At 65.9% G+C, this 23,230-nt stretch carries 17 protein-coding genes; 5 read left to right on the forward strand and 12 right to left on the reverse strand.

Annotated features, from left to right (window positions below; genetic code table 11):
* Positions 1-2 precede the first annotated feature (2 nt).
* Positions 3-929 carry a VacJ family lipoprotein gene (locus RIE31_05405; GenBank protein MEQ8640033.1) on the reverse strand — a complete coding sequence of 309 codons (927 nt, stop codon included), beginning with the start codon at positions 927-929 and terminating at the stop codon, positions 3-5.
* A gap of 397 nt (positions 930-1,326) precedes the next feature.
* Between RIE31_05405 and RIE31_05410 the strand changes: the two genes are divergently transcribed.
* From RIE31_05410 to RIE31_05420, 3 genes are all read left to right on the forward strand, one after another.
* On the forward strand, positions 1,327-2,379 hold the full coding sequence (locus RIE31_05410; GenBank protein MEQ8640034.1) for a diguanylate cyclase: 1,053 nt from the start codon (positions 1,327-1,329) through the stop codon (positions 2,377-2,379).
* A gap of 38 nt (positions 2,380-2,417) precedes the next feature.
* Entirely contained in the window at positions 2,418-4,205 is a 1,788-nt protein-coding gene (locus RIE31_05415) for a chloride channel protein (protein ID MEQ8640035.1), read from the forward strand.
* Between the two features lie 96 nt (positions 4,206-4,301).
* On the forward strand, positions 4,302-6,581 hold the full coding sequence (locus tag RIE31_05420; protein ID MEQ8640036.1) for a UvrD-helicase domain-containing protein: 2,280 nt from the start codon (positions 4,302-4,304) through the stop codon (positions 6,579-6,581).
* Between the two features lie 27 nt (positions 6,582-6,608).
* Here the strand turns inward: RIE31_05420 and RIE31_05425 are convergent, their stop codons facing one another.
* Positions 6,609-7,547, reverse strand: a complete 939-nt coding sequence (locus RIE31_05425; GenBank protein ID MEQ8640037.1) for a hypothetical protein — start codon at positions 7,545-7,547, stop codon at positions 6,609-6,611.
* Between the two features lie 46 nt (positions 7,548-7,593).
* Between RIE31_05425 and RIE31_05430 the strand changes: the two genes are divergently transcribed.
* On the forward strand, positions 7,594-8,493 hold the full coding sequence (locus tag RIE31_05430) for a 50S ribosomal protein L11 methyltransferase (GenBank protein ID MEQ8640038.1): 900 nt from the start codon (positions 7,594-7,596) through the stop codon (positions 8,491-8,493).
* A gap of 135 nt (positions 8,494-8,628) precedes the next feature.
* Here the strand turns inward: RIE31_05430 and RIE31_05435 are convergent, their stop codons facing one another.
* A complete protein-coding gene (locus RIE31_05435; protein MEQ8640039.1) occupies positions 8,629-8,877 on the reverse strand; it encodes a DUF1127 domain-containing protein in 249 nt (82 codons plus the stop codon).
* Positions 8,878-9,094: 217 nt separating this feature from the next.
* Here RIE31_05435 and RIE31_05440 point away from each other — a divergent pair, with 217 nt between their 5' ends.
* Complete coding sequence (locus RIE31_05440) at positions 9,095-11,164, forward strand: aminopeptidase P family protein (GenBank protein ID MEQ8640040.1); 2,070 nt, start codon at positions 9,095-9,097, stop codon at positions 11,162-11,164.
* 101 nt (positions 11,165-11,265) lie between these two features.
* On the opposite strand, the gene ligA is transcribed toward RIE31_05440, so the two are convergent.
* From ligA to murB, 9 genes are all read right to left on the reverse strand, one after another.
* Positions 11,266-13,401: an NAD-dependent DNA ligase LigA gene (ligA, locus tag RIE31_05445; GenBank protein MEQ8640041.1), complete on the reverse strand. Its 2,136-nt coding sequence runs from the start codon at positions 13,399-13,401 to the stop codon at positions 11,266-11,268.
* Entirely contained in the window at positions 13,398-15,146 is a 1,749-nt protein-coding gene (recN, locus tag RIE31_05450; protein ID MEQ8640042.1) for a DNA repair protein RecN, read from the reverse strand. The genes ligA and recN overlap by 4 nt, the downstream gene beginning before the upstream one ends.
* A gap of 8 nt (positions 15,147-15,154) precedes the next feature.
* Entirely contained in the window at positions 15,155-15,991 is an 837-nt protein-coding gene (locus tag RIE31_05455; protein ID MEQ8640043.1) for an outer membrane protein assembly factor BamD, read from the reverse strand.
* A 129-nt stretch (positions 15,992-16,120) separates the two neighbouring features.
* Positions 16,121-17,134, reverse strand: a complete 1,014-nt coding sequence (gene lpxC, locus RIE31_05460) for a UDP-3-O-acyl-N-acetylglucosamine deacetylase (protein ID MEQ8640044.1) — start codon at positions 17,132-17,134, stop codon at positions 16,121-16,123.
* A gap of 260 nt (positions 17,135-17,394) precedes the next feature.
* Positions 17,395-19,125: a cell division protein FtsZ gene (gene ftsZ / locus RIE31_05465; GenBank protein ID MEQ8640045.1), complete on the reverse strand. Its 1,731-nt coding sequence runs from the start codon at positions 19,123-19,125 to the stop codon at positions 17,395-17,397.
* A 110-nt stretch (positions 19,126-19,235) separates the two neighbouring features.
* Positions 19,236-20,510: a cell division protein FtsA gene (ftsA, locus tag RIE31_05470; GenBank protein MEQ8640046.1), complete on the reverse strand. Its 1,275-nt coding sequence runs from the start codon at positions 20,508-20,510 to the stop codon at positions 19,236-19,238.
* Positions 20,507-21,379 carry an FtsQ-type POTRA domain-containing protein gene (locus tag RIE31_05475; GenBank protein ID MEQ8640047.1) on the reverse strand — a complete coding sequence of 291 codons (873 nt, stop codon included), beginning with the start codon at positions 21,377-21,379 and terminating at the stop codon, positions 20,507-20,509. Before RIE31_05475 ends, ftsA begins: the two co-directional genes overlap by 4 nt.
* Positions 21,367-22,275: a D-alanine--D-alanine ligase gene (locus tag RIE31_05480; protein ID MEQ8640048.1), complete on the reverse strand. Its 909-nt coding sequence runs from the start codon at positions 22,273-22,275 to the stop codon at positions 21,367-21,369. Before RIE31_05480 ends, RIE31_05475 begins: the two co-directional genes overlap by 13 nt.
* A complete protein-coding gene (murB, locus tag RIE31_05485; protein MEQ8640049.1) occupies positions 22,272-23,228 on the reverse strand; it encodes a UDP-N-acetylmuramate dehydrogenase in 957 nt (318 codons plus the stop codon). Before murB ends, RIE31_05480 begins: the two co-directional genes overlap by 4 nt.
* Positions 23,229-23,230 lie beyond the last annotated feature (2 nt).

Raw genomic sequence — 23,230 nt, forward strand, 5'->3', positions numbered from 1 at the left:
GCTTAGTTGGCGGCGCCGGACCGGGCGGCGGTTTCGGTTGAGGGTTCGTCCAGAACGTCCAGCGACAGGCTCGGCGCGGGAAGGGAGTTCGGCAAGAACCCGTTATTGATCTGCGCCATACGCCGCTGCACGTAGAGACTGCGGATAGTGGCGTAGAAATCCGTAGACGCCCGCTTCAATTCGTCCACATCATCCAGCACCTGCGAGCGGGAATCGATGGCCACGGCGCCGCCGCGCGCATAGACCCACTCCGACTGGTCGGTATTGCGCAGATACAGGTTGAGGCTGTCCAGCCACAGACCATCTACGGCCAGGCCGACCGCATCCCGCGGCGTTGACGGGCCGAATACGGGCAGCACCAGATAAAGGCCGTCGCCGACGCCCCATACCGCCAGGGTTTGCCCGAAATCCTCGTCATGGGCCTCGAGACCGATATCGGAAGCGGCATCGAACAGTCCAAGAAACGCGACGGTATTGATGGCAAAGCGGCTCAAGGTCACGCCGGCGCGTTCAAACTCGCCCTGCAAGAGATCGTTGATCAGGATCACGGGCGAGCGCAGGTGGGCCAGGAAATTGCTGACGCCCTTGCGGGCCGGGTCAGGCAGTTCACGGTAGAGCCGTGCTGCCGGCGCGATGACGGCGGTGTCCAGCGCCTGGTTGAACGCGAAAATGCCGCGGTTGATTGGCTCCAGGGGGTCAGCGATGGCCAGGCTGTCGTCGCCGCCCTCAAGATCCCCGGCGGCGCTGCCGGTCTGGGCAACGGACTGGGCCAGGAACAGGGACGCCGAGGTCCCCCGGCCCGCCGCAGCATCGTCGTCGCCGTCCGCCCAGGCCGCAGCGGCTGGTATCAGAACCAGGGCCAGCGCGGCAAGCGACCATATGGCAAGAACCGGAGCGCCTGAGTGGCGATGATCAGATGAGCGCTTCATGGAGTGTGGCCCTGGACTGCGTTTCAGTGAACGAAAGCCGGCACGATGGAATGACGGCAATACGGCTAAAATCCTGTAAAAAGACGATACGATTTCCACTTGCCAAAGCCGACTGGTTGCCTTCCGGGGATGGCTGGCCCGCCGGTATGCTGGCGTTCAGACCGTAAAACAGAGCTTAACCGCCCTGCCCATCCCCTATGCGCGTCCGGTTCTCCAGCCCCGGAACCGCGCGGCCAGTGAGTAGCACATGGCGGCGTTGAGGGCCAGACGCCGCTGCCCGCCGCCGAGCGCCCCATGCCGGCCCGGTGATTAACCTGTGATTAGCTATTCCGCGCGACAGTCGCCAGGCCAGCCATGGCCGCGATTCCGGCCTGGTGGCGCCGGCGCGGAGGCCGCAGTGTGGGAAAATGACAGTACCGATGAGGCGGCCCGCCTTGCTGGGGCGGCTATCGCCCGTCTAGGTGATCTTGGGCTGGCGACGACGCCGCGCAACTTCACGCTGTTCTATGCCTATGAAAGCGGCCGCGACCCGTCACTGCGCCATGCGCTAGAGGCCGAAATCGCTTCCGGCCGCCTGTCGGCAGACAGGGCGCTTGCCCTCTATGATCGCTTTTTCGGTATCGATCATGGCCATGCCAAGCTGCATGAAGCCTGTCTCGCCATGCAGAGCACTTTTGGCCAGGTCTTTGGCAATCTCAAGGAAGCAGGCGGCCATACCGCGCGCTTCGGCCAGGCACTCAATACCGTCTCGGGCGTTCTGACGCCCGACATGTCCGCCGAAGCGCTGTCGGATCTGGTGCGCCAGATCGCCACTGCCACCAGCAATATGCAGCAGCAGAATCAGGCGCTGGCCGACCAGCTGACCGAAGCCAGTGGCGAGATAGATATTCTGCGGCAGGATCTGGAGGATGTGCGTCGCGAATCCCTGACTGATGCGCTGACCGGCATCGCCAACCGCAAGTATTTTGATATCCGGCTTATGGAGTGCATGGAGCAGGCACAGGAGTCGACCAAGCCCCTGTCCCTTCTGATTATGGATATCGACCATTTCAAGATGTTCAATGACCGCCATGGCCATTTGCTGGGGGATCAGGTTCTGCGCCTGGTGGCACGGACCATCACCGAGTCCGTCAAGGGTCGCGACACGGCGGCGCGCTATGGTGGCGAGGAGTTCGTCGTACTGCTGCCGGAAACCCGTCTGTCGAACGGTATGACCGTGGCCCAGCAGATCCGGCGCGCCGTCGCCGGCAAGAAGGTGGTGCGCAAGGTCACCGGCCAGGAATTGGGAACCGTCACCCTGTCGGTTGGCGTGGCCGAGCTGAAGGCCGGAGAATTGCCGGAAGAGTTTATTCGCCGGGCCGACTCGGCCATGTATGAGGCTAAGGGCAATGGCCGCAATCGGGTCGTCGCCGAAGACAGCGGTCTAATGGTCCACGCCGCCTCGGGATAGGTATTCCCCCCGTTGCGGTTGGGCCATAGTGGCAGGCCATGACCCGCGAAGATCCCGCACCCGGTTCCATCCGCCGCCTGACCGCCGCAGTCCGGCACGTAGTGGCGTTTCTCAAGCGTGAACAACTGGTGCTTCTGGTGGTGGCGCTGGCGACCGGCGCCCTTGCGGCCTATGCCGCGCTCGCCTTTCGTGGCGCCATCGCGGTGGTTCAGAGCATGGCCTTCTTTACGCCTTCTGAACGGCCGCTGACGGTCATCGCCGGCCTGCCCTGGTGGCAGATAGCCATGGCGCCCGCCGCAGGCGGTCTCATTGTCGGGCTGATGGTGTACTGGCTACTCCCGGGCCGGCGGCCGCAGGGCGTGGCTGACGTGGTGGAGGCCAGTGCCCTGCGCGGTGGCCACATGACTTTGCGTACCGGGCTGGTCACCGCCCTTGGCAGTGCGATTACGCTGGGGTCCGGCGGATCAGCCGGTCGCGAGGGTCCGGTGGTCCACCTTGGCGCCAGCATAGCGGCGTCTTTCGCCCGCCGTCTTGGCCTGGACCGTGGCCAGGGGCGTGTCATTCTGGGGTGTGGGGTCGCCGCCGCCATTGCCGCATCGTTCAATGCGCCGCTGGCTGGCGTCCTCTTCGCGCTTGAGGTTGTTCTTGGCCACTATGCCCTGTCGGCCTTTGCGCCGACGGTGATAGCGGCGGTGACGGCGACGATCATCTCGCGTATTCATCTTGGCGCCTATCCGGCGTTTATCCTGCCCCATGTGACCATCGCCTCGTTCTACGAACTGCCGGCCTTCGCCATGCTTGGCCTGGTCGCTGCCGTGGCGGCAATTGTCTTTGTTCGCGCCATCCATGCTTCGCAGAAGGTGTTTGACGCCGTGCCGGTGCCAACATGGATCAAGCCGGCGATTGCCGGCGCGCTGGTTGGCGCCATTGCTCTTGTACTGCCGCAAATTCTGGGCGTCGGCTATGAGGCGACCGATGCGGTGTTGCAGGGGTCCATCGCGTTCTGGTTGCTTGTGGTGCTGGCGTTGGCCAAGATCGTCGCCACGGCCATCACTCTTGGCGGCGGCGCCATCGGCGGCGTGTTCAGCCCGTCCCTGTTTGTCGGCGCCATGACCGGCGCCGCGTTCGGCGCTATCACCTCGTTCGTTGCGCCGGACCTGGCCTCGACCCAGGGAACCTATGCCCTGGTGGGCATGGGCGCGGTAGCCGGCGCCGTTCTCGGTGCGCCGCTATCGACTATCCTGATTATGGTGGAACTGACAGGCGATCTGGCTTTTGCCGTGGCTGTCATGGTGGCAGTGGTTCTGGCAACGGTGCTCTATCGTCGGGTCCAGCATTATTCGTTCTTTACCGATGTTCTGGCTCGTCGCGGTGTTCGCATCGCCGGTGGCCACGACGTCGGCCTACTGCGCGAACAGCGGGTCGGCGACCTTATGGTCGTGCAGCCGGAGTGGGTGGGGCGGAATATGACGGTGGAAGAACTACGCCGCCGGGTGTGGACGGCGCCGCTGGCTGCTCTGGTGGTGACACCAGAGGGCGATGGCCCGGCCGGCCTGCTGACCGTGGCCGACCTTGCCGCCGCCGGCGACGGTGAGATGGCGGGCGACCTCTGCCACCCTCTTGTTGTGGTGGAGCAAGACGACCATCTGGAACGGGCCATTCTGGTCGCGGAAGAGAGTGAGGAAGAGGTACTGGGCGTCGCCGGGCGGCAACCGGGCAGCATTGCCGGTCTGATCCGCAGTGTTGACCTGGCCAGGGCCTATGGTCGCCTGTTGCGCCATCTGCGGGCGGAGGAGCACGGCGAGCGTCCTGACCTGCGCCACTGAGGCTGGCCGGGCTGGCCGGGCCGTGGGCGGGAAAGCCACCCGATTGGCGGACCGGGCAGGCAATTGCCGGGGCCGGTGGTCTATACTGTGGCCAGCATGTCCGACCCTCTCGCCTCTTTGCCGGCCAAGACCCCTGAATCAGCGCTCGACGCAGCGCCGGGCGATGAGAACGCGCCCTGGCTGCAGTCGCTCAACGCCGAGCAGCGGGACTCGGTCCTGCATGGCGACGGGCCGCTGCTTGTGCTGGCCGGCGCCGGAACCGGCAAGACCAGGGTTCTGACTACGCGGCTGGCCCATCTTCTGCGCACCGGCCGGGCGCGGCCGGGCGAATTGCTGGCGGTCACCTTTACCAACAAGGCCGCACAGGAAATGCGCAGCCGCGTATCCCAGATGATCGGGCGGCCGGTCGAGGGCTGGTGGCTTGGCACGTTTCACGCTCTGGCCGCTCGTATGCTGCGCCGTCATGCGGAGGTGGTGGGACTGCGGGACACCTTCACCATCCTTGATGCCGACGACCAGTTGCGGCTGGTGCGACAGGTAGCGGAGGCCGAGGGCATTGACGCCAAGCGTTGGCCGCACCGTCTGCTGCTCAATGCCATTCAGCGCTGGAAAGACCGGGGTCTGCGGCCTGACCAGGTGTCAGACAAGGATGGCGGTGACATTGCCGGGGGGCGTCTGGCGGCACTGTATCGCCTGTATCAGGACCGGTTGCTGACCCAGAACGCTGCTGACTTCGGCGACCTGACGCTGCATGTCCTGACCATCCTCTCCACCCGGCCGGAAATTCTGGCCGACTACCACCGACGCTTCCGCCACATCCTGGTGGATGAATATCAGGACACCAACGTCGCCCAGTATCTTTGGCTGCGACTGCTGGCGCGCGGCCATAACAACATCTGCTGCGTCGGTGATGACGATCAGTCGATCTATGGCTGGCGCGGTGCGGAAGTCGGCAACATCCTGCGCTTCGAGAAAGATTTCCCGGGCGCTAAAATCATCCGGCTGGAACGCAACTACCGATCCACCGGCCATATTCTGGGCGCGGCCTCCACGTTGATCGCAAACAATGCCGGGCGGCTTGGCAAGACATTGTGGACGGAGGCCGAAGCCGGTGACCCGGTGACGGTGCGCGGCGTGTGGGACGGCGAGGAAGAGGCGCGCGCGGCAGGCGAAGATATTGAAGCCTTGCAGCGAGCCGGCGTCAGCGTGTCTGAAATTGCGGTTCTGGTTCGCGCCGGCTTCCAGACCCGTGAGTTCGAAGAACGCTTTATGACACTGGGCTTGCCCTATCGGGTCATCGGCGGCCCGCGCTTCTATGAGCGGCAGGAGATCCGTGACGCCAACGCCTATCTGCGGGTGATTTACCAGCCGGACGACGACATGGCGTTTGAGCGTATCGTCAACCGGCCGCGGCGTGGTATCGGCGATGTGAGCCTGCGCATGTTGCACACGGTGGCCCGAGCGCAGGCGGTGTCACTGACCCGGGCAGCGGCGCGTCTGGCAGAGACCGATGAGCTGCCGGGACCGGCGCGGCGCGGGCTGACCGCCGTGCTTGGCCAGTTTGATCAGTGGCGTCGTCTGGCGGAGACGGCGACGCCGAGCGAGCTGGTTCAGGTCGTGCTGGACGAATCAGGTTATACGGCGATGTTGCAGGTCGACCGCTCACCGGAGGCACCGGGGCGACTCGAAAACCTGAAGGAGCTGGTTCACGCGGTTGAGGCGTTTGAGTCTCTGGGTGGGTATCTGGAGCATGTCAGCCTGGTCATGGAGGCCGCCGCCGGCGATGGCGGGGACATGGTCAGCATCATGACCCTGCATGGCGCCAAGGGCCTGGAGTTCGATCATGTCTTTCTGGCCGGTTGGGAAGAGGGGCTGTTCCCGCACCAGCGGGCAATGGACGAGAGCGGCCTGGCCGGTCTGGAGGAGGAACGGCGACTGGCCTATGTGGGGCTGACCCGGGCGCGCCGTTCAGCGACCATCAGTTTTGCGGCGACGCGCCGTATTCATAACCAGTTCGTTGATGCGCTTCCCTCGCGTTTCATTGACGAGCTGGCGCCGGAGCACGTGGTGATGGCCAGCGATAGCGGGCTGTTCGGCCACACCATGCCGGGCGCCGCCGCCGAATCCGCCTGGGAGGACAGCAGCCGGGCGACGCCCGGGCTGGCCCGTCTGCGGCGCAATCGTTCGCAGCCCGGATTGGTGCCGGCTGGCGGCAGCAATGCCGCCGTCCCGCGACCGGGTGTACGGGTCTTCCACCAGAAATTCGGTTATGGCCAGGTATTGGAGGCGGAGGGTGACCGCCTGGAAATTGCCTTTGAGCAGGCGGGCACCAAGCGCGTCATGGCCAGCTTTATCGTACCGGCCGATCAGGTCTGAGGGGCAATCAGCCAGTACTGAGCAGGTCTAGTCCGGTGGTGCCGTGGTGTGCAACCGATACAGGCGGCCGCGGCGATTGTCGAAACGCCAGATGTGGTGGGGGGCATGCACATGGACCCCGCCGATCCACCGATCAACCCCGCGCAGGGCCAGGGCATCGGCTTCGAAATGCGCTACCGCCAGCCCGTCTGCGGTGGCGATACTGTCCGGCGCGGCAGCATCACCGGCCAGGCGGAGCAGCGGACGGGCGCCGCCGGCCATGCTGGCCAGGAGACGATTCAGGGATCGCCGCTCCAGCAGCGGCACCGGCTCCAGATCGCGGATATGGTTGTGCAGGGCGTCGAAGCTCCGGGCGCCCGCCTCCAGCGCCATGAACACCAGCCGTTCGCTGCGCGACAGGCCGTTGCGCATGGAGGGAAACTCCCGCAGCAGGCGGCGAAAGGCCGGCGCCAGCCCGGTCAGGTCATGGGCTTCGCCAACCGCGGCCATGGTCTCCAGAGCAATGGGATTGTCGCTGCGGAAGGCGCGCCATGCCAGGTCGGCGAGCCGCAGATGGGGCGGGCCCAGCGGCAGACGGTTGTCGAGGGCTGTCTCCAGGCTGTCGCCGGCGAAATCAGCCAGAGACAACCGGACGCGCAGGAAAAGAGGTCCCGACAACCAGGCCAGAACCTGCACCAGATTGAGCTGATCGTTTACCGACGGCCCCGGCCACAAGACGATTTCGTCCTGTTGCAGGGCGGCCTCCAACGCCTGTGCCTGGGCCGTCAGACAATCGCGCTCTGCTGCTGCGGCGCCGCTGCCTAACCCGGCCAGAGCGGTGGCCCGCACCTCCAACCAGCCTGCAGGGCTCAGACCGGACGGCGCCGGGCCTACAGACTGACGGTCATGCCACGGCAGGACCGTATCGTCGGGTCGGGCTATGCGCAGACGATCTGCCGTGGCGTCTTCGCCGGTGAGGTGGAGCATGGCACTCTTGGGGCGGTAGTCGGGCCAATGACCATAGAGTGCGGCAGTGACGGATCAAGCCAGCGTGGCGAGTGGAGAGTGCTGGCGTGCGGTCTGGCGGGGCGAGCGGCAGCGGCTCGCCAGCCTCGCCGAGCAATTCCAGGATCAGGCCCTGGCGGTGGTGTTCATGGAAGATGGCGGCGGCCCCCACTGGCTGTTGGAAGCCTATTTTGCGACGGCGCCGGATGCGGCGTGGCTGGCCGGGCTGGCCGGTGTCGGGCCCGATGGAGACAGCGGTGGCGCGGTCAGCGCACCGGTTGTGGAACATCTTGCCGCGCGGGACTGGGTGGCCGAGTCCAATCGGCGGATTTCACCGGTGCAGGCCGGACGGTTCATCGTCCATGGGGCGGCGACGGCGGTGGCGGTGCCGGTGGACGGCATTGAGGTGATTGTGGAAGCCAGCCTGGCGTTCGGAACGGGCGAACACGCCTCGACCCGCGGCTGCCTGCTGGCGCTGGATGATCTGGCCGGAGGTGCCGCGCCGGCCGCCGTCCTGGACATGGGCTGCGGCTCTGCCATCCTGGCCATAGCCGCCGCCCGGCTGTGGCCGGCCCCTGTGCTGGCCGTGGACAATGATCCCGCCGCCCTGATAGTGGCACGCCAGCACCTGGTGGCCAATGGCGTGGCGGAACGGGTCAGGCTGGCGCAGGCGTCGACCTATGACGACCCGGTTATCACCGGGTCGGCGCCGTTCTATCTGGTTGTGGCGAATATTCTGGCCGGCCCGCTGCAGACCCTGGCGCGGGGCTTACCGGCCATTTTGGGAGCGCGCGGTCGCATTGTCCTCAGCGGATTCACTGGCGACCAGGCGGCTGCGGTTCTGGCGGCCCACCGGTCATTGGGTATGGACCTGGAATCGCGGCGGGATGTGGACGGCTGGACAAGCCTTGTCCTGCGCCGCGCCTGACCGGCTTTGGTTGTGACTGGTTTTGGCTGTGGACAGGGCCGGCAACGGCCCCAGGCGACAACGGGACAGCCCCGTTCTCGTCTGAGGATTCCGGGCGGGGGCCCGGCCGTGCCTGTGTGGTGGCGCGGGACCGGCCTAGAAGGCGCGGCCGCTCACCAGATATTTGCGGCTGATGTGCGGGATTTCGGCGCGGCTGATGCCGATATCCTGCAGGATACGGTCATCCAGGTGGCTGAGAACCGCGGTCGTCTGGTTCATGCGGTAAGCGTCGCGTCCGGCGACGAAGGCGTCGCGGACTTCCGCCCACACGGTGTGGGCGGCGCGGCCGAGAGCCGTGCCGGACGTGGTGCCGAGCGGCGAAAGGGAGGGGGCTGAGTCTGTCATGGTCTTGTTCCTGCGAGTCCGGGTGAAGCGCCTGGGGGAGCGCCGTGTCTTGTCTGCACTGCTATATGGGATGTCTTAGATGAAAGATGAGGGGGTAAGGTCTGCGGATTTTGCAGGGCTGGCCAACATTGGACTCATGACGAAATGAACAAAATCCTACCTTTAGCCACTTCTTCACCATAATTGGTCCATTGCCTATATGCGCCGGGAGCAGACGATGACGGAACGCGTAACGAAATCCGCGCAGGATACGGGCGGTCATGATCCGGCGCTGCTTGCCGCCGTGTCACAGGAGCTGACCCGCGCCGGGGCTACCCTGGACGGCAAGGCGGTGGCCGATCTGGTGCGCGGCGTTCTGGCGGCGCCGACGGGCCATGATCCCGACGCATGGATGGCCCTGGTGGCGCAAGCGCCGGATGCTGCCTTGCGCGATGTGCTGCGCCGGTTGCGTCAGAGCCTGGCCGGGGCGCCGCCGGCCGCCGGCCCGACCACTCCGGCGGCGCGACTGGCCGCCCTGCGTCAGCAATTCGGCGAACTGGGCATAGACGGATTCCTGATACCCCGGGCCGACGAGCATCAGAACGAAATGGTGCCGGCGCGGGCGGAACGGCTGTTGTGGGCGACCGGCTTCAGCGGGTCCGCTGGGCTGGCGATTGTCCTGGCCGACAGGGCCGTTCTGTTCGTCGATGGCCGCTATACGCTGCAGGCGGCGGACCAGGTGGATGGCGCCTTGTTCGAGGTCTGCCACATGGTGGAGACGCCCGCCACAGCGTGGGTCCAGGCCAATCTGGGGGCCGGTCGCGTACTGGGCTATGACCCGTGGCTGCACACGCCGCGCCAGATCGAAGCCATGGCCAAAGCGGCGCATCAGGCGGGCGGTAGTCTGTTGGCGGTGGCGGACAATCCGGTGGATCAGGCATGGACCGATCAGCCGGCGGCTCCGGTCAGTCCGGTGGTGCCGCATCCGGCGCGCTTTGCCGGGCGTTCATCGGCCGACAAGCGCCGTGACGTGGCGGCTGCGGTGACGGACCAGAAGGCCCGGGCGGTGGTGCTGACGGCGCCGGATTCCATTGCCTGGCTGCTTAATATCCGCGGCGGCGACGTGCCGCGCACACCGCTCGCCCTGTCCTTTGCCATCCTGCGCGACGATGGCAGCGTGTCGCTCTTCATGGACCAGCGGAAGGTGGCGCCGGGTCTGCGCGAGCATCTGGGCAACGGCGTTGAACTGGCCGAGCCGGAGGGGTTTGGTCCGGCGCTCGATGGACTGGGTGGCGACGGGGCTGCGGTCATGGTCGACCCCGCCAGCGCGCCGGCCTGGGTGTTCGAGCGTCTGGCTGCGGCCGGGGCGGAGATCAGGCGCGTGGATGATCCCTGCCAGTTGCCCAAGGCCTTGAAGAACGAAACGGAGATCGCCGGTGCCCGGGCGGCCCACCACCGGGACGGCGTGGCGCTGGTGCGGTTTCTTGCATGGTTGTCCCATGAGGCGGCGTCCGGCGAGGTCACGGAACAATCGGCGGCGGACCATCTGGCGGCGTTGCGGCAGGACGGTGCGCTGATTCAGGATCTGAGTTTCGACACCATTTCCGGCACCGGCGCCAATGGCGCCATCGTTCACTACCGGGTCAGCGCCGCCACCAACCGGGTGTTGCGCGACGGCGATCTCTACCTGTTCGATTCCGGAGGGCAGTATCTGGATGGCACTACCGACGTGACGCGGACCGTCGCTATCGGCACACCGTCTGAAGAGCAACGGACCCGCTATACCCAGGTGTTGCAGGGCCATATCGCCCTGGCCCGCGCCCGGTTTCCCGTGGGCACCACGGGCGCCCAGCTCGATACCCTGGCGCGCAATCCCCTGTGGCAGGCCGGCGTGGATTTCGACCACGGCACCGGCCATGGGGTCGGCAGCTATCTCGGCGTCCATGAAGGGCCACAGCGCATTTCCAAGGGCGGGGTCGGCGTTGCCCTGCAACCGGGGATGATCGTCTCCAACGAACCAGGCTACTACAAAACCGGACAGTTCGGCATCCGTATCGAGAACCTGGTGGTGGTGACACCGCCTGAGCGGCCAGCCGGCGGCGAGCGGGACCTTCTGGGGCTGGAAACCCTGACCCTTGCGCCGCTTGACCGGCGCCTCATACGGGTTGATCTGCTGACCGCGGCGGAGCGTGACTGGGTGGACGCCTATCATGCCCGGGTGCGCCAGGCCCTGACCGCGGACGTGCCGGCGGATGTGGCCACATGGCTGGCGGCGGCGACACGGCCCCTGACATCTGACCAGGCTTAGCCAGGGACAGACCGCAGGGCGTAGCCAAAAGGCCGGGCCCTGTGTGGCGGACGGGTGTGCCGGAGGAACGTGCGGGCCGGGTGTGCGGGACGGGGGCCGGCTCAGGCCTCTTCGCCGACCAGCGTCAGCCACTCATCCTCGCTCAGGATCTGCACGTTCAACTCGGCCGCGCGTCTGGCCTTTGACCCGGCCTTTTCGCCGGCCACCACAATATCCGTCCTTGCGGAAACCGAGCCCGCCACATGGGCGCCCAGGGCTTCGGCCCGGGCCTTGGCCTCGTCGCGGCTCATGCGCGCCAGTGTGCCGGTAAAGACGATTGTCTTGCCGGCGACCGGCGAGTCCTTGGCGACCACCGCCAGCGGTTCGGGGGTGACGTGCTGCAAGAGATCATTCACCACATCCAGGTTGTGGTCTTCGCCGAAGAAGTCGGCCAGGGCGTGGGCCACAGTCTCGCCGATGCCGTCAATGTCCAGCAGGCCGGCTTTCGCCGCTTCGTTGCCGCCGGCCACCTCTGTCATGGCGACGACCCATGACCGTGCGTCGCCATAGCGTCGGGCCAGAACTCGCGCCGTGGTCAGACCCACATGGCGAATGCCCAGGGCATTGATGAAGCGGTCCAGCGGCATGCGCCGGCGCGCGGCGATAGCCTGAAACAGATTGCCGGCGGAGGTCTTGCCCCAGCCGTCACGCTCCGCCAGCGGCGGGCCAATCTGCCCGTCGCGTGTTTCCAGCGTAAAGATATCGGCCGGCGTCCTGATCCGCCCGTCGGCGAAGAAGGCCTCGATCTGCTTCTCGCCCAGTCCCTCGATATCGAAGGCGTTGCGTGAAACGAAGTGGCGCAGCCGTTCCACCGCCTGGGCCGGGCAGACCAGGCCGCCGGTGCACCGGCGCACCACCTCGCCGTCTTCGCGTACCGCATGGCTGTGACACTCAGGGCACGTGGTTGGAAATGGGTATGGCCTGGAGTCCTTGGGTCGCTTGTCCAGCACCACACTGACCACCTGGGGTATGACGTCGCCAGCCCGCTGGATGATGACAGTATCGCCTTCGCGAATGTCCTTGCGGGCGATCTCGTCTTCATTATGCAGGGTGGCGCGGCTGACAACGACGCCGCCGACCGTGACCGGGCGCAGCATCGCCACCGGCGTCAGCGCACCGGTGCGACCGACCTGAATGGTTATGCGTTCCACAACAGTCCGGGTCTGCTCGGCCGGAAACTTCCAGGCGATGGCCCAGCGGGGAGACCGGCTGACCGCGCCGAGCCGGCCCTGCCAGTCCAGCCGGTTGACCTTCAGCACCATGCCGTCAATGTCGAACGGCAGGTCAGGGCGCAAGCGGACCAGCGCGTCGTAGTGGTCCTGCGCCTGCTGCTCGTCCTGACACAAGCGTGTGTGGGGACTGCGGCGCAGCCCCCACTCTTCCAGGCGTTCGAGAAATGCCATCTGGGTCGATGCTTGCGGTGCGCTGAGGGCGCCCCAGGCATAGGCGAAGAAATGCAGCGGCCGGGACGCCGTTATCGTGGGGTCGATCTGGCGCAGGCTGCCGGCGGCGGTATTGCGCGGATTGACGTAGAGCGGCCGGCCGGCGTCTTTCTGGGCCTGATTTAGCGCCAGGAAGTCGTCGCGCGTCATATAGACCTCGCCACGAACCTCGATTTGCCGCGGCAAGTTCTTTCCGGCAAGCGTGTGGGGAATGTCGGCGATGGTCATAACATTGGCGGTCACGTCTTCGCCGGTCTCGCCATCACCACGGGTCGCCGCCTGGGCCAATCGGCCGTCTTCATAACGCAGGGAAAGGGATAGCCCGTCGATCTTTGGTTCGGCGACGACCTCCAGGCCGGTCTCCGGGGGAAGGCCGAGAAAGCGCCGCACACGGCCAAAGAACTCGGCGATGTCATCGGCCGAGAAGCCATTGGCCAGCGACAGCATGGGAACCTGATGCCGCACCTTGCTGAAGGCGGCGGCTGGCGGCGCGCCAATGGTCTGGGTCGGACTGTCGGCTTGTCGCAGCGCCGGAAAGGCTTCTTCGAGCGCTATCAGGCGCTGTTTCAGCGCATCATAGTCGGCATCACTGACCACCGGGGCATCCCTGGTGAAGTAGTGCGCATCGTGTTGGCGGATTTCCTCGCTGAGGCGGGCGATCTCCCGTCGCGCTTGCGCTTCGGTCAGATCACCCGGCGATGCCGCATTCGCCGGTGGCTTGCCGCCGCGTCGGGTCGCTCTGGGCTTGCGGGTCATGCCGACTGTGCGGTGCGGGCCGTCGGCCTACGGGGCCGCACCCGTTCCAGCAGGCGATCAGCCTGGGCCCTGGCCTCTTCAGTCACCTTGCGGCCGGACAGCATGCGGGCAATTTCCTCACGTCGGCCGGCGTCATCCAGCACCGTCACCAGGGTCCGCGTAGCACCACCCTTGACCTCCTTGCGCACCCGCAGATGGCGGTCAGCGGCAGACGCCACCTGTGGCGAGTGGGTGACCACCAGGATCTGCCGGGTGGCGGCAAGCCCGGCTAGACGCTCACCGACTGCCGCGGCCACGGCACCGCCGATCCCTGCGTCCACTTCATCAAAGATCAGGCTGCGCCCTTCATCAGCGTGATGCAGCACGACCTTGAGGGCCAGAAGAAAGCGTGCCAGTTCACCGCCCGAGGCGACCCGTCTGAGGCTCGCCGGTACATCGCCATCATTGGTTGCCGCCAGAAAACAGACACGGTCGCGACCATCGGCTGCCCCGTCGCCGGAGTCGTCGCCCCCATCGCCAGCACCGGAGTTACCATCACCGGACTTAAGCGGACCGACGGACGTGACAAACCGCGTACGCTCCAGCTTAAGCGGGGGCAATTCCGCCGCCACCGCCGTGTCGAGGGCCTGCGCCGCGCTCCGTCGCGCCGTGGTCAGTGCCCCGGCGGCAGTAAGATAGGCCGCTCTCGCTGTGGCCGCGGCGCGCTCCAGCCGCTCGCGTTCTTCATCCGCCGTGTCCAGCAGAGCGAGTCGTTCCTGCATGGTCCGGCGCAGGTCAGACAGCCCGGCCACTTCCGTGCCGTGCTTACGCGCTGCTGCCCGCAAGGCGAACAGGCGCTCCTCGATTGCTTCCAGGGACTGGTCATCGTCGTCCAGGCCGCTGGCCAGAGACTCAAGGCCACTTCGCACCTCCGCCGCCTCGGCGATGGCCCTGTCCACTGCGTCAAGCAGTGCCTGACCGGCCACGCCGGCATCGGTCCGAATCGTCGCGATTGCGCGCGCCGCCACATGCAGCGACTCCTCCGCCCGGCCGGCACCGGCCACGGCGTCGAGTGCCTGGGTCAGGCCGGCCACAAGCCGGTCACGGTTCTGCAGCCGGCGGCGTGCATCGGCCAACGCGGTCTCTTCGTCGGGCTGGGGATCAAGGTCTGTCAGATCGGCGATACTTTCGGCCAGGAAGGCGGCGTCCTGCCGTGACTGGTTGGTCCGTCCAACGGCGTCGGCCGCGGTGCGGACGGCATCACGCCAGGCCCGCCACGCCGCAGCCGTAGTCGCCAGTTCCGCCTGGTGGCCACCGAATGCGTCAAGCACGGCGGCGTGCCCCGTCTCGTCCAGCAGACCATGCTGTTCAAACTGACCCTGGATCTCTGCCAGGCTGTCGCCGATGTCACGCAGCAGACCGACACTGACGGTCTGGTCGTTGACATAGGCGCGGGTCCGGCCATCGCGGCTCAGTGTCCGGCGCAGCAGCAACATGCCATCTTCCACATGGAGGCCGGCTTCGCGGGCGTTGCGACAGGCGGCATGTTCATCATCTATCTGAAACAGGGCCGAGATGGTGGCCTGTTCCGCTCCCGGCCGCAGCAGTGCCGCGTCGGCGCGACCGCCCAGAGCCTGTCCAAGACAATCGAGAAGAATGGATTTTCCGGCGCCGGTCTCGCCGGTCAGCGCGCACAACCCGGACTCAAACTCGATATCCAGGCTTTCGATCAGAATCACATTGCGAATCGAAAGACGGCACAGCATGACCGGGGCTAGAACAGCCAGTCCCAGGTCCGTGTCAGGATTCCGCGATCCTGCCCGGGCGGGCGGATTGCCTCGCCGGTGGTGAGTTCATAGGTGTCCACATACCACTCGCTGCCGGGATAATTGTAGCCGAGGACAGCCGCGGTGCGTTCTGCCTGGTCGTTTATACCGAGGGCGGAATAGACCTCGTTGATGCGGTGCAGCGCTTCGGGAACGTGAGTTGTTGTTTGGTAATCCCGCACCACGATACGGAACCGGCTGAGCGCTGCCAGATAGTCACCACGTCGCTGGTAGAAACGCCCGACCTCCATTTCCTTGCCGGCCAGATGGTCGCGGACCAGGTCCAGTTTCAGTCCGGCATCGCGGGCATAATCGCTATCGGGGAACCGTCGAATGACCTCGCCCAGCGACTGCAGCGCCTGTGCCGTCAGCGATTGGTCGCGACCAACATCAATGATCTGCTCATAGAATGAGATGGCTTTGAGATAATAGGCATAGGGCGTGTCACGGTTCGACGGATGAAGCTGAATAAACCGGTCGGCCGCGACGACGGCGTCGTCATAGGCATTGTTCGCATAGTGCGCATAGGCGGCCATGAGCTGCGCCTTGGTCGCCCAGATGGAGTAGGGGTGTTGTCGCTCCACCTCGTCAAAGCCAATGGCGGCTTCTGCAAAATCGCCTGCGGCCAGCTGGTCGAGAGCAATGTTGTAGAGGTCTTCCACCGGCCTATCGACATAGGCCCGCTCATTGTCGCCGGAACAGGCCGCAAGCACGAACATTATAGCGGCCAGCAGCGATGCAGCGCGGCCGCGGCGGAGGACGATCTGGGCTGTCTGTCTGGTCATAAGGTCGGCCGGTGGGAACAGGGCATGGCCTCAAGGTGAGCCATCCTGCCCTTATACCATCGGCAGCCAACGATACACAGATGCCGGCCGCAAATGGGGCGAGCGGCGGTGGCCGCTCCGGGCCGAAGGCTACAAGCCGCCGGCCACCGCCTGGCGGGCAGGCTGAACCGGCACGTCTGCGACCGGCGACGCAGGCAAGGTCGTCACCTGCCAGGCACTGTCGTCGGAAAACAGCCGTTGCAGCAGGGCATGGTTGAGGGCGTGGCCAGAGCGCCAGCCAGTGACGGCGCCAGTCAGCGGCGCGCCAGCCAGATAGAGGTCGCCCAGGCAATCCAGCGCCTTGTGGCGCACAAATTCGTCCGGAAAACGCAGGCCTTCATCGTTGAGGACCCGATCACCGCTGAGTACCACCGCATTGTCCAGTGAGCCGCCAAGCGCCAGCCCGGCGGACCGCATGGCGCTGACCTCGTGATCGAAGCCGAACGTGCGGGCCCGGGCCAGATGTGATTTGAAGCTGCCTTCCTCCAGACGGAAAGAGACGTCCTGGCGGCCGATCATTGATTCGCTGAACTCGATGGCCATGTGGATCGTGAGTTCGGCCGCGGGCGCAATATCCAGCGACTTTCCGTCGCCCGTCACACCGACCGGCGTCTGAACCTGAATGGCGCGGCGCGGCGCCTTCTGGGCAGCCCGGCCGGCGCACTCAATCAGAAAGACAAAAGGAGCGCTGCTGCCATCCATGGCCGGCACTTCCGGCCCGTCCAGCTCAATTACTGCATTATCGATAGCGCAGCCGGCCAGCGCGGCCATCAGGTGCTCCACAGTACCGACGGTCGTGCCGTCACCATCGCCGACAACGGTGCACAGCGAAGTATCCACCACGTGGCTCCAATGGGCGGGAATATGGGTCGGGCGCAGCCCGCGCCGGCGGCGGAAGACGATACCGGAGCTCTCAGGGGCGGGATGAAGCACCAACGTGACGGTGGCACCGGAGTGAAGGCCGATCCCGCTGCACTGAATGGACGATTTCAGGGTGTGCTGAACTTGCACACCGGCTGTGGTGGAATCGGTGGAGAGTGGTGTGACCGACGCAATGGCGTTGGTGGCGGCAGGTTGTTCGCAGGGGCGGTCTTTGCTGGACAAATCTATTCTCGCCGCATCGCCTGAAAAACTGCAGGACCGGAAAACTGTCGAATGGCCGATCACAGATAACGATCTGCAACGGCTCACAATCCGCAGGAAAACGTATCAGGCCCGGATATAGGGCCCAAATCACCAATTGTTTCTGAATATTGCCTGCTCGGCTGGCTGGAGCAGTGGTCGGATCGCCGAGATGCTCTGAGCCGTGTCCCGGAACCCCCACCCCGGAACCGTGTCGGCTCCGGGGTGGCGGTCGCCGGTGGTCAGTTGGCCTGCCGGCGCAGGAAGGCCGGGATATCCAACAAATCGTCCTCGTGCGGCGTACGGCCGGGGCGCTCGGTGGCGGTCAGGCCGCCGAGTTGCGCCTGCGGGGTGGCCTGCCGGGCAACCACCTGCGGCCGGCCGGCCGGCCTGGCAGGGTGTTCCGCCGCGGCTTCCGGTTGGCGCGGCGCGGGCGCCGGTTCGCCGGTCGTCGCGGGCCTGGTCGCGACTGGTCCCGCTGTGGCGGCCGAGGCTTCGGGATCACGCGTCTCGTCCGGCCGGCGACGGGCGCGACCGGTGCCGGTGACCCGTTCGAACAGGCTCGGCCCCCGGCGCCCGCGCATCGGTTGGCCGCGGCCATTGACCATGTCGGCTTCGGCGAAGGGCTCGGGCCGGGAAACCGCCGGCCGCCGGCCGGTGGTCACCGGCGGTGGCGCAATGAAGGGCTCGCCGTGAGCCCGGGCGGCGAGCGCCGTTTCACCGCTGTCAGGAGTCGTGGCGGTCTCCGCCGCGGCCTGGTCCATATGGCCTTCGTTGGAAGACGGCGCATGGTCGTCGCTGGAAGATGCCGCCGCATGGACGAGAGTGTCTGCCGGTGGTGCGTCTTCTTCGGTGGGCTGTGCCGTTGCCGCCTGCGCGTCATCTGACGCTGGTGGGCTGGAAGCGGCTACCGCGACCACCGGTTGCGGCTCGCCCTGACCGACGGTCTTTTCCGCCACCGCATCGTGGACCACTTTCAGATGCGGTCGCGTGGCCGATACCTGATCCACATCGATGCCGGTGGCGACAACGCTGACACGCATGGTGCCTTCCATCTCCTCGTGAAAGGTTGAACCGAAGATGATGTTGGCATTGGGATCGACTTCGGCACGGATACGGTTTGCCGCCTCGTCGACCTCGAACAGTGTCATGTCCATGCCACCGGTGACATTGATCAGGATGCCACGGGCGCCTTCCATGGAGACATCGTCCAGAAGCGGATTGGAGATGGCGGCTTCGGCCGCGTCGAGCGCGCGCCGCTCGCCATCGCCTTCACCGGTTCCCATCATGGCCTTGCCCATTTCGCCCATGACGGAGCGAATGTCGGCAAAATCCAGGTTAATCAGGCCCGGCATGATCATCAGGTCAGTGACGCCTCGCACACCGGAGTACAGGACGTCGTCAGCCATCTTGAATGCGTCGGCGAAGGTCGTTCGTTCATTGGCGACGCGGAACAGATTCTGATTGGGAATGACAATCAGCGTGTCCACATAGTTCTGCAACTCGTCAATGCCGGCATCGGCAATCCGCATTCTGTGCGTGCCTTCAAAGTGGAACGGCTTGGTGACAACGCCAATCGTCAGGATGCCGCGCTCCCGTGCGGCGCGGGCAATGACCGGGGCTGCGCCGGTGCCGGTTCCGCCGCCCATGCCGGCCGTAATGAACACCATGTTTGCATCACCCAGATGGTCGAGCAGCTCTTCCATGGCTTCTTCGGCGGCCGCCCGCCCGACGTCTGGTCGCGCACCCGCGCCGAGGCCGCGGGTGATGTTGATGCCGAGCTTGATCTGCCGTTCGCAGGCAGACTGTGACAGAGCCTGACAATCGGTGTTGGCGATGATGAACTCGACTCCCTCCAGGTTGGAGCGAATCATGTTGTCTACGGCGTTGCCGCCAGCGCCGCCAACGCCAATGACCGTAATGCGTGGCCGTAGTTCGGGCTCGTTCCTGGGCATGCTGAGGTGAATGGTCATGAGTGATCCTCCCTTCGTGTCAGATGTTCGGCAGGGGCCGGGTTGGTCGGGCGCCGGTCCTGATGGCGCAATGTGCGGTTCATGGCTTGTTCTCCGTTGCCGGGTTTGCTTCAGAAATGGTCACGCAGCCACCCGCCAACACGGCCAAACATGCCGAGTGCGGGAAGCGTGCGGTCGGTGGGACGCGGGCCGTAGTCGGGTCCGTCCGGTGCGTTCAGGGCGTAGGTCAGCAGGCCGGCGGCGGTGGAGAACGCCGGACCGCCGGTCGCTTCGGCCAGGCCGCTGATGTAGGCGGGCCGGGCGATCCGCACCTGCTTGTCCAGAACCCGGCCGGCATAGTCCTGCATGCCCGGGGTCTGGCTGGCGCCGCCGGTGATCACCGCACGACGGCCGACCAGGCGGTCAAAGCCGCTGGCGTGCAAGCGGTCGCGAACCATTTCGAGGATTTCCTCGACTCGTGGCCGGACGATGCTGTTTATCAGGGCGCGTGGCACCTGATTGGGCTGGACGCTGTCGCTTTCACCGACGGGCGTGACTTCAACCATTTCATGATCATCGGTGCGGCTCGGCAGCAGGCTGCCGAAGAGCACTTTGATCCGTTCGGCATGCAACAGCGGCGTGGTCAGTCCGCGCGCCAGATCACCGGTGACATGACCGCCGCCGACCGGCAGTACGTCCTGGTGAATCAGGCGGCCACCGAAAAACAGGGCGAGGGATGTTGTGCCGGCGCCGATGTCCACCAGAGTGACGCCAAGGTCGCTCTCATCATCGGCCAGGCAGGCCAGACCGGACGCATAGGGCGTAGTCACCAGGCCGGCCACGTCCAGGTGGGCCCGTTCGATGACGGTTTCCAGATTGCGCACAGGCCCCGGCGCCGCGTCTACGCGGTGCAGGGTCAAGGCCAGCCGGTCGCCAAACATGCCGGTCGGATCAGCGATCCCTGTCGTGTCGTCAATCGCATGATCGATGGGAATACGATGAAGGATGCGACGATTGTCTTCGAAGTCGCCCTGTCCGCCTTCCATCATGGCGCGGCGAACGTCGCTGGCGCTGACCTCATGGCCGGCGATGGCGACGTCCACATGGATGCGGGACGATGTGGGAACCCCGCAGGACACATTGACATGGACCTCGCGAATGGTCTCACCGCACATCTGCTCCGCCGCCTGTACGGTGGCGCGAATGGCTTGCTCCGCCGCTTCCATATCGACGATGGCGCCAGCGCGTACGCCCTGGGCGATCTGGTGGCCGATACCGATGACGCGCGGCCCGCTGGCTTCCAGCTTGGCGATAAAGCAGCAGACCTTGGCCGTTCCCACGTCGAGGGCGGCGATCGTGCTGCCGCGTGACAGGGCGTGACCGTTCCGGCGTTTTCGACCGCTCATGTGTCCTCTCCGACGGCAACAACATGAGTGGCGGAAACACCTGGCAAACGGATGATCACGCGATCCGGCAGCCGCAGATCAATCGACAGAATGTCACGCGACAGCAAACCGTGCGCGTGATCGACCTGGCGCAGCCGCTGGAGGGCGGCGGTCGGGCCGGCCTCTGGCAGAAGCAGATTGACGCCTGTGGACAGGCGCAGATTCCACCGCCGTTCGGATACGCGCACCGCCCCTGTGACCTGGCTGGCGATATCCGGCGCGTCCGCCATCATGGCGAGCAGCTCGCTCAGATGATCCAGCCCGCCGTCCCCGGCGACCACCGGCAGATGGGCAAAACGGCGGGGCACCGGCAGGCCGGACGCGATGGCCTCTATCCTCACTCCGGTCGCGTCGATCAGCACCAGTTGCCCGGACGCTTGCCAGAACGCGACCGGCCGGCGCTCCGCTATGGTCACATACAGCGTGTCGGGCAGGTGTCGGGCGACGGCGGCGCTGGCAACCCAGGGCAGAGCTTCAACCTGCCGGCGGATGGCGCCGGTGTCTGCGCCGACCAGGGAGTCGCCGCGACGGACGCCTATCGCAGCCAGCAGGGCGGCCTGTGAGGTTTCTTGCCGGCCGCTGACCAGAATGGACTCGACGCGCAGACCCATGGCCCGTGCAGCCTGGTTGGTTGCCTGGGCCAGCGATTGATTGAGGGCGGTTACACCGCCGTCATGCCACAGCCAGGCGCCTGACAAGGTGACCGCGAGCGCACCGGCAACCGTAATGCCGCGGCGGGACAAGAGTCGCTCGCCCAGCCAGGCCATGCCACGCCAGGCGCGTGCGCCGGGGCGGCCGGCAGAGGCCCGCGACTGTCTCAGGCGTGGCATCGCGCCTCCTCCACCAGCCAGGCGACCAGGTCGCCAAAACTGATGCCACAGTGCGCTGCCTGTTCCGGCACCAGGCTGATGCCGGTCATGCCGGGCTGGGTATTGATCTCCAGCAGGTGCAGGCCGGCCGCGCCATGCCGTTCATCAAAGCGGAAGTCACAACGGCTGACGCCGCTACACCCCAGTGTGCGATGGGCGGTAAGCGCCGACTCCATGGCCAGGTCATAAACCGCCGACGGGATATCAGCCGGCAAGACATGGGTTGCAAAGCCCGCCGTATATTTGGACCGGTAGTCGAAGATGGCCGTGTTCGTAACAATGTCGGTCACTGCCAGCGGGCGGTCGCCCATGACGCCGACCGTCAGTTCGCGACCGGGCACATAGGGCTCCACCAAAGCCTGCTCGCCATAACGCCAGTCGCTGTCAATCGGCGGTCGGTTGTCACCTGGCTCTACAATGCGAACGCCGAAGGTTGATCCCTCGCGCACGGGTTTGACCACGTACGGCCGCTGCAGAGGATCGCGCGCGTTGATTTCAGCCGTCGGCACCACAAGACCGTCGGTGCAGCGCAGGCCGGCGGCGCTGAACAGGCGCTTGGCCAGCGCCTTATCCATGGCAATGGCTGAGGCGGTAACGCCGGAATGGGTGTAGGGAATGCGCAGCACTTCGAGCAGTCCCTGAACGCAGCCATCTTCGCCAAACCGACCATGCAGGGCGTTGAAGCAGACGTCCGGGCGCAGCCGATCCAGGTCCAGGGCCAGGTTCTGCCCGGCGTCCACCTCGCTGACCCTGAACCCCTTGTCACGCAGGGCGCGGGCGCAGGCATCGCCACTGGACAGCGAGACCTCCCGTTCGGCGGACTGACCGCCCATCAGCACCGCGACGTGTCGGGTCATGGCGTCGTCTCCTGCGGCACGTCCTGCCGCAGGGTGCCTGGCAACGGCGCGCCGATGCGCCGGATCTCCCACCGCAGACCTATGCCGCTTGCCGCCTCTACCCTGCGACGGACTTCCTCGCCCAGATTTTCGATGTCAGCGGCGCTGGCCTGGCCCAGATTGATGATGAAGTTGCAATGCTTCTCCGACACCATGGCGTCACCGATGCGCAGACCGCGACAGCCCGCCTGCTCAATCAGGCGCCAGGCTTTTTCGCCCGTTGGATTGGCGAAGGTCGAGCCGCCGGTGCGGGCCCGCACCGGCTGGCTCTCCTCCCGCTGGCGGGCGATGTCCGCCATGCGAGCTTCGATCTCCGTTCGCGCCGCAGGCGCGCCCGAGAGCGTTGTGTCGAGGATGATCCAGTCTTGCGGCAGGCTGGATCGGCGATAGGTCAAGCCGAGGTCCGCCGGACTCAGCACATGGGCCTGGCCCTGCCGGTCCATGGTCCGCGCCTGGACCACCACATCCACCATTTCCCGGCCATAAGCGCCGGCGTTCATGCGCAGGGCGCCGCCGATGGTGCCGGGAACGCCATAGAGGAATTCAAGGCCGGAAAGGCCGGCCGCGGCCGCCGTCAGGGCGACGGTACGATCGAGGGCGCCGGCGCCGGCGCTGACCCGCTCATTGTCCACCGTGACGCTTGCAAAGCGGCGGCCGAGCCGGATAACGATGCCGGCAATGCCGCCGTCCCGCACCAGTAGATTTGACGCGACTCCCAACACCGTGACCGGGACGTCCGCCGGCAGCGCCGACAGGAAAGAGGACAGATCGTCTTCGTCGGCCGGGCGGAACAAGACTTCGGCTGGCCCGCCGGTGCGAAACCAGGTCATCGGACCCAGCGGCGCGTTGGCCGCCAATCGTCCGCGCACTGGCGGCAGACGGTTGATCAGCGGGTCATCGCGCATGGCCGCCATGG

The sequence above is a fragment of the Alphaproteobacteria bacterium genome (assembly GCA_040218575.1).
Lineage (GTDB): Bacteria > Pseudomonadota > Alphaproteobacteria > JAVJRE01 > JAVJRE01 > JAVJRE01.

Excerpts from the sequence above, each read along its gene's own strand:
- ligA (MEQ8640041.1), bottom strand. The coding sequence starts at position 13,401 with ATGACCCGCAAGCCCAGAGCGACCCGACGCGGCGGCAAGCCACCGGCG.
- RIE31_05405 (MEQ8640033.1), bottom strand. The coding sequence starts at position 929 with ATGAAGCGCTCATCTGATCATCGCCACTCAGGCGCTCCGGTTCTTGCC.
- RIE31_05425 (MEQ8640037.1), bottom strand. The coding sequence starts at position 7,547 with ATGCTCCACCTCACCGGCGAAGACGCCACGGCAGATCGTCTGCGCATA.
- RIE31_05420 (MEQ8640036.1), top strand. The coding sequence starts at position 4,302 with ATGTCCGACCCTCTCGCCTCTTTGCCGGCCAAGACCCCTGAATCAGCG.
- ftsA (MEQ8640046.1), bottom strand. The coding sequence starts at position 20,510 with ATGAGCGGTCGAAAACGCCGGAACGGTCACGCCCTGTCACGCGGCAGC.
- RIE31_05415 (MEQ8640035.1), top strand. The coding sequence starts at position 2,418 with ATGACCCGCGAAGATCCCGCACCCGGTTCCATCCGCCGCCTGACCGCC.
- murB (MEQ8640049.1), bottom strand. The coding sequence starts at position 23,228 with ATGGCGGCCATGCGCGATGACCCGCTGATCAACCGTCTGCCGCCAGTG.
- RIE31_05435 (MEQ8640039.1), bottom strand. The coding sequence starts at position 8,877 with ATGACAGACTCAGCCCCCTCCCTTTCGCCGCTCGGCACCACGTCCGGC.
- RIE31_05440 (MEQ8640040.1), top strand. The coding sequence starts at position 9,095 with ATGACGGAACGCGTAACGAAATCCGCGCAGGATACGGGCGGTCATGAT.
- RIE31_05475 (MEQ8640047.1), bottom strand. The coding sequence starts at position 21,379 with ATGCCACGCCTGAGACAGTCGCGGGCCTCTGCCGGCCGCCCCGGCGCA.
- recN (MEQ8640042.1), bottom strand. The coding sequence starts at position 15,146 with ATGCTGTGCCGTCTTTCGATTCGCAATGTGATTCTGATCGAAAGCCTG.
- RIE31_05480 (MEQ8640048.1), bottom strand. The coding sequence starts at position 22,275 with ATGACCCGACACGTCGCGGTGCTGATGGGCGGTCAGTCCGCCGAACGG.
- RIE31_05455 (MEQ8640043.1), bottom strand. The coding sequence starts at position 15,991 with ATGACCAGACAGACAGCCCAGATCGTCCTCCGCCGCGGCCGCGCTGCA.
- ftsZ (MEQ8640045.1), bottom strand. The coding sequence starts at position 19,125 with ATGACCATTCACCTCAGCATGCCCAGGAACGAGCCCGAACTACGGCCA.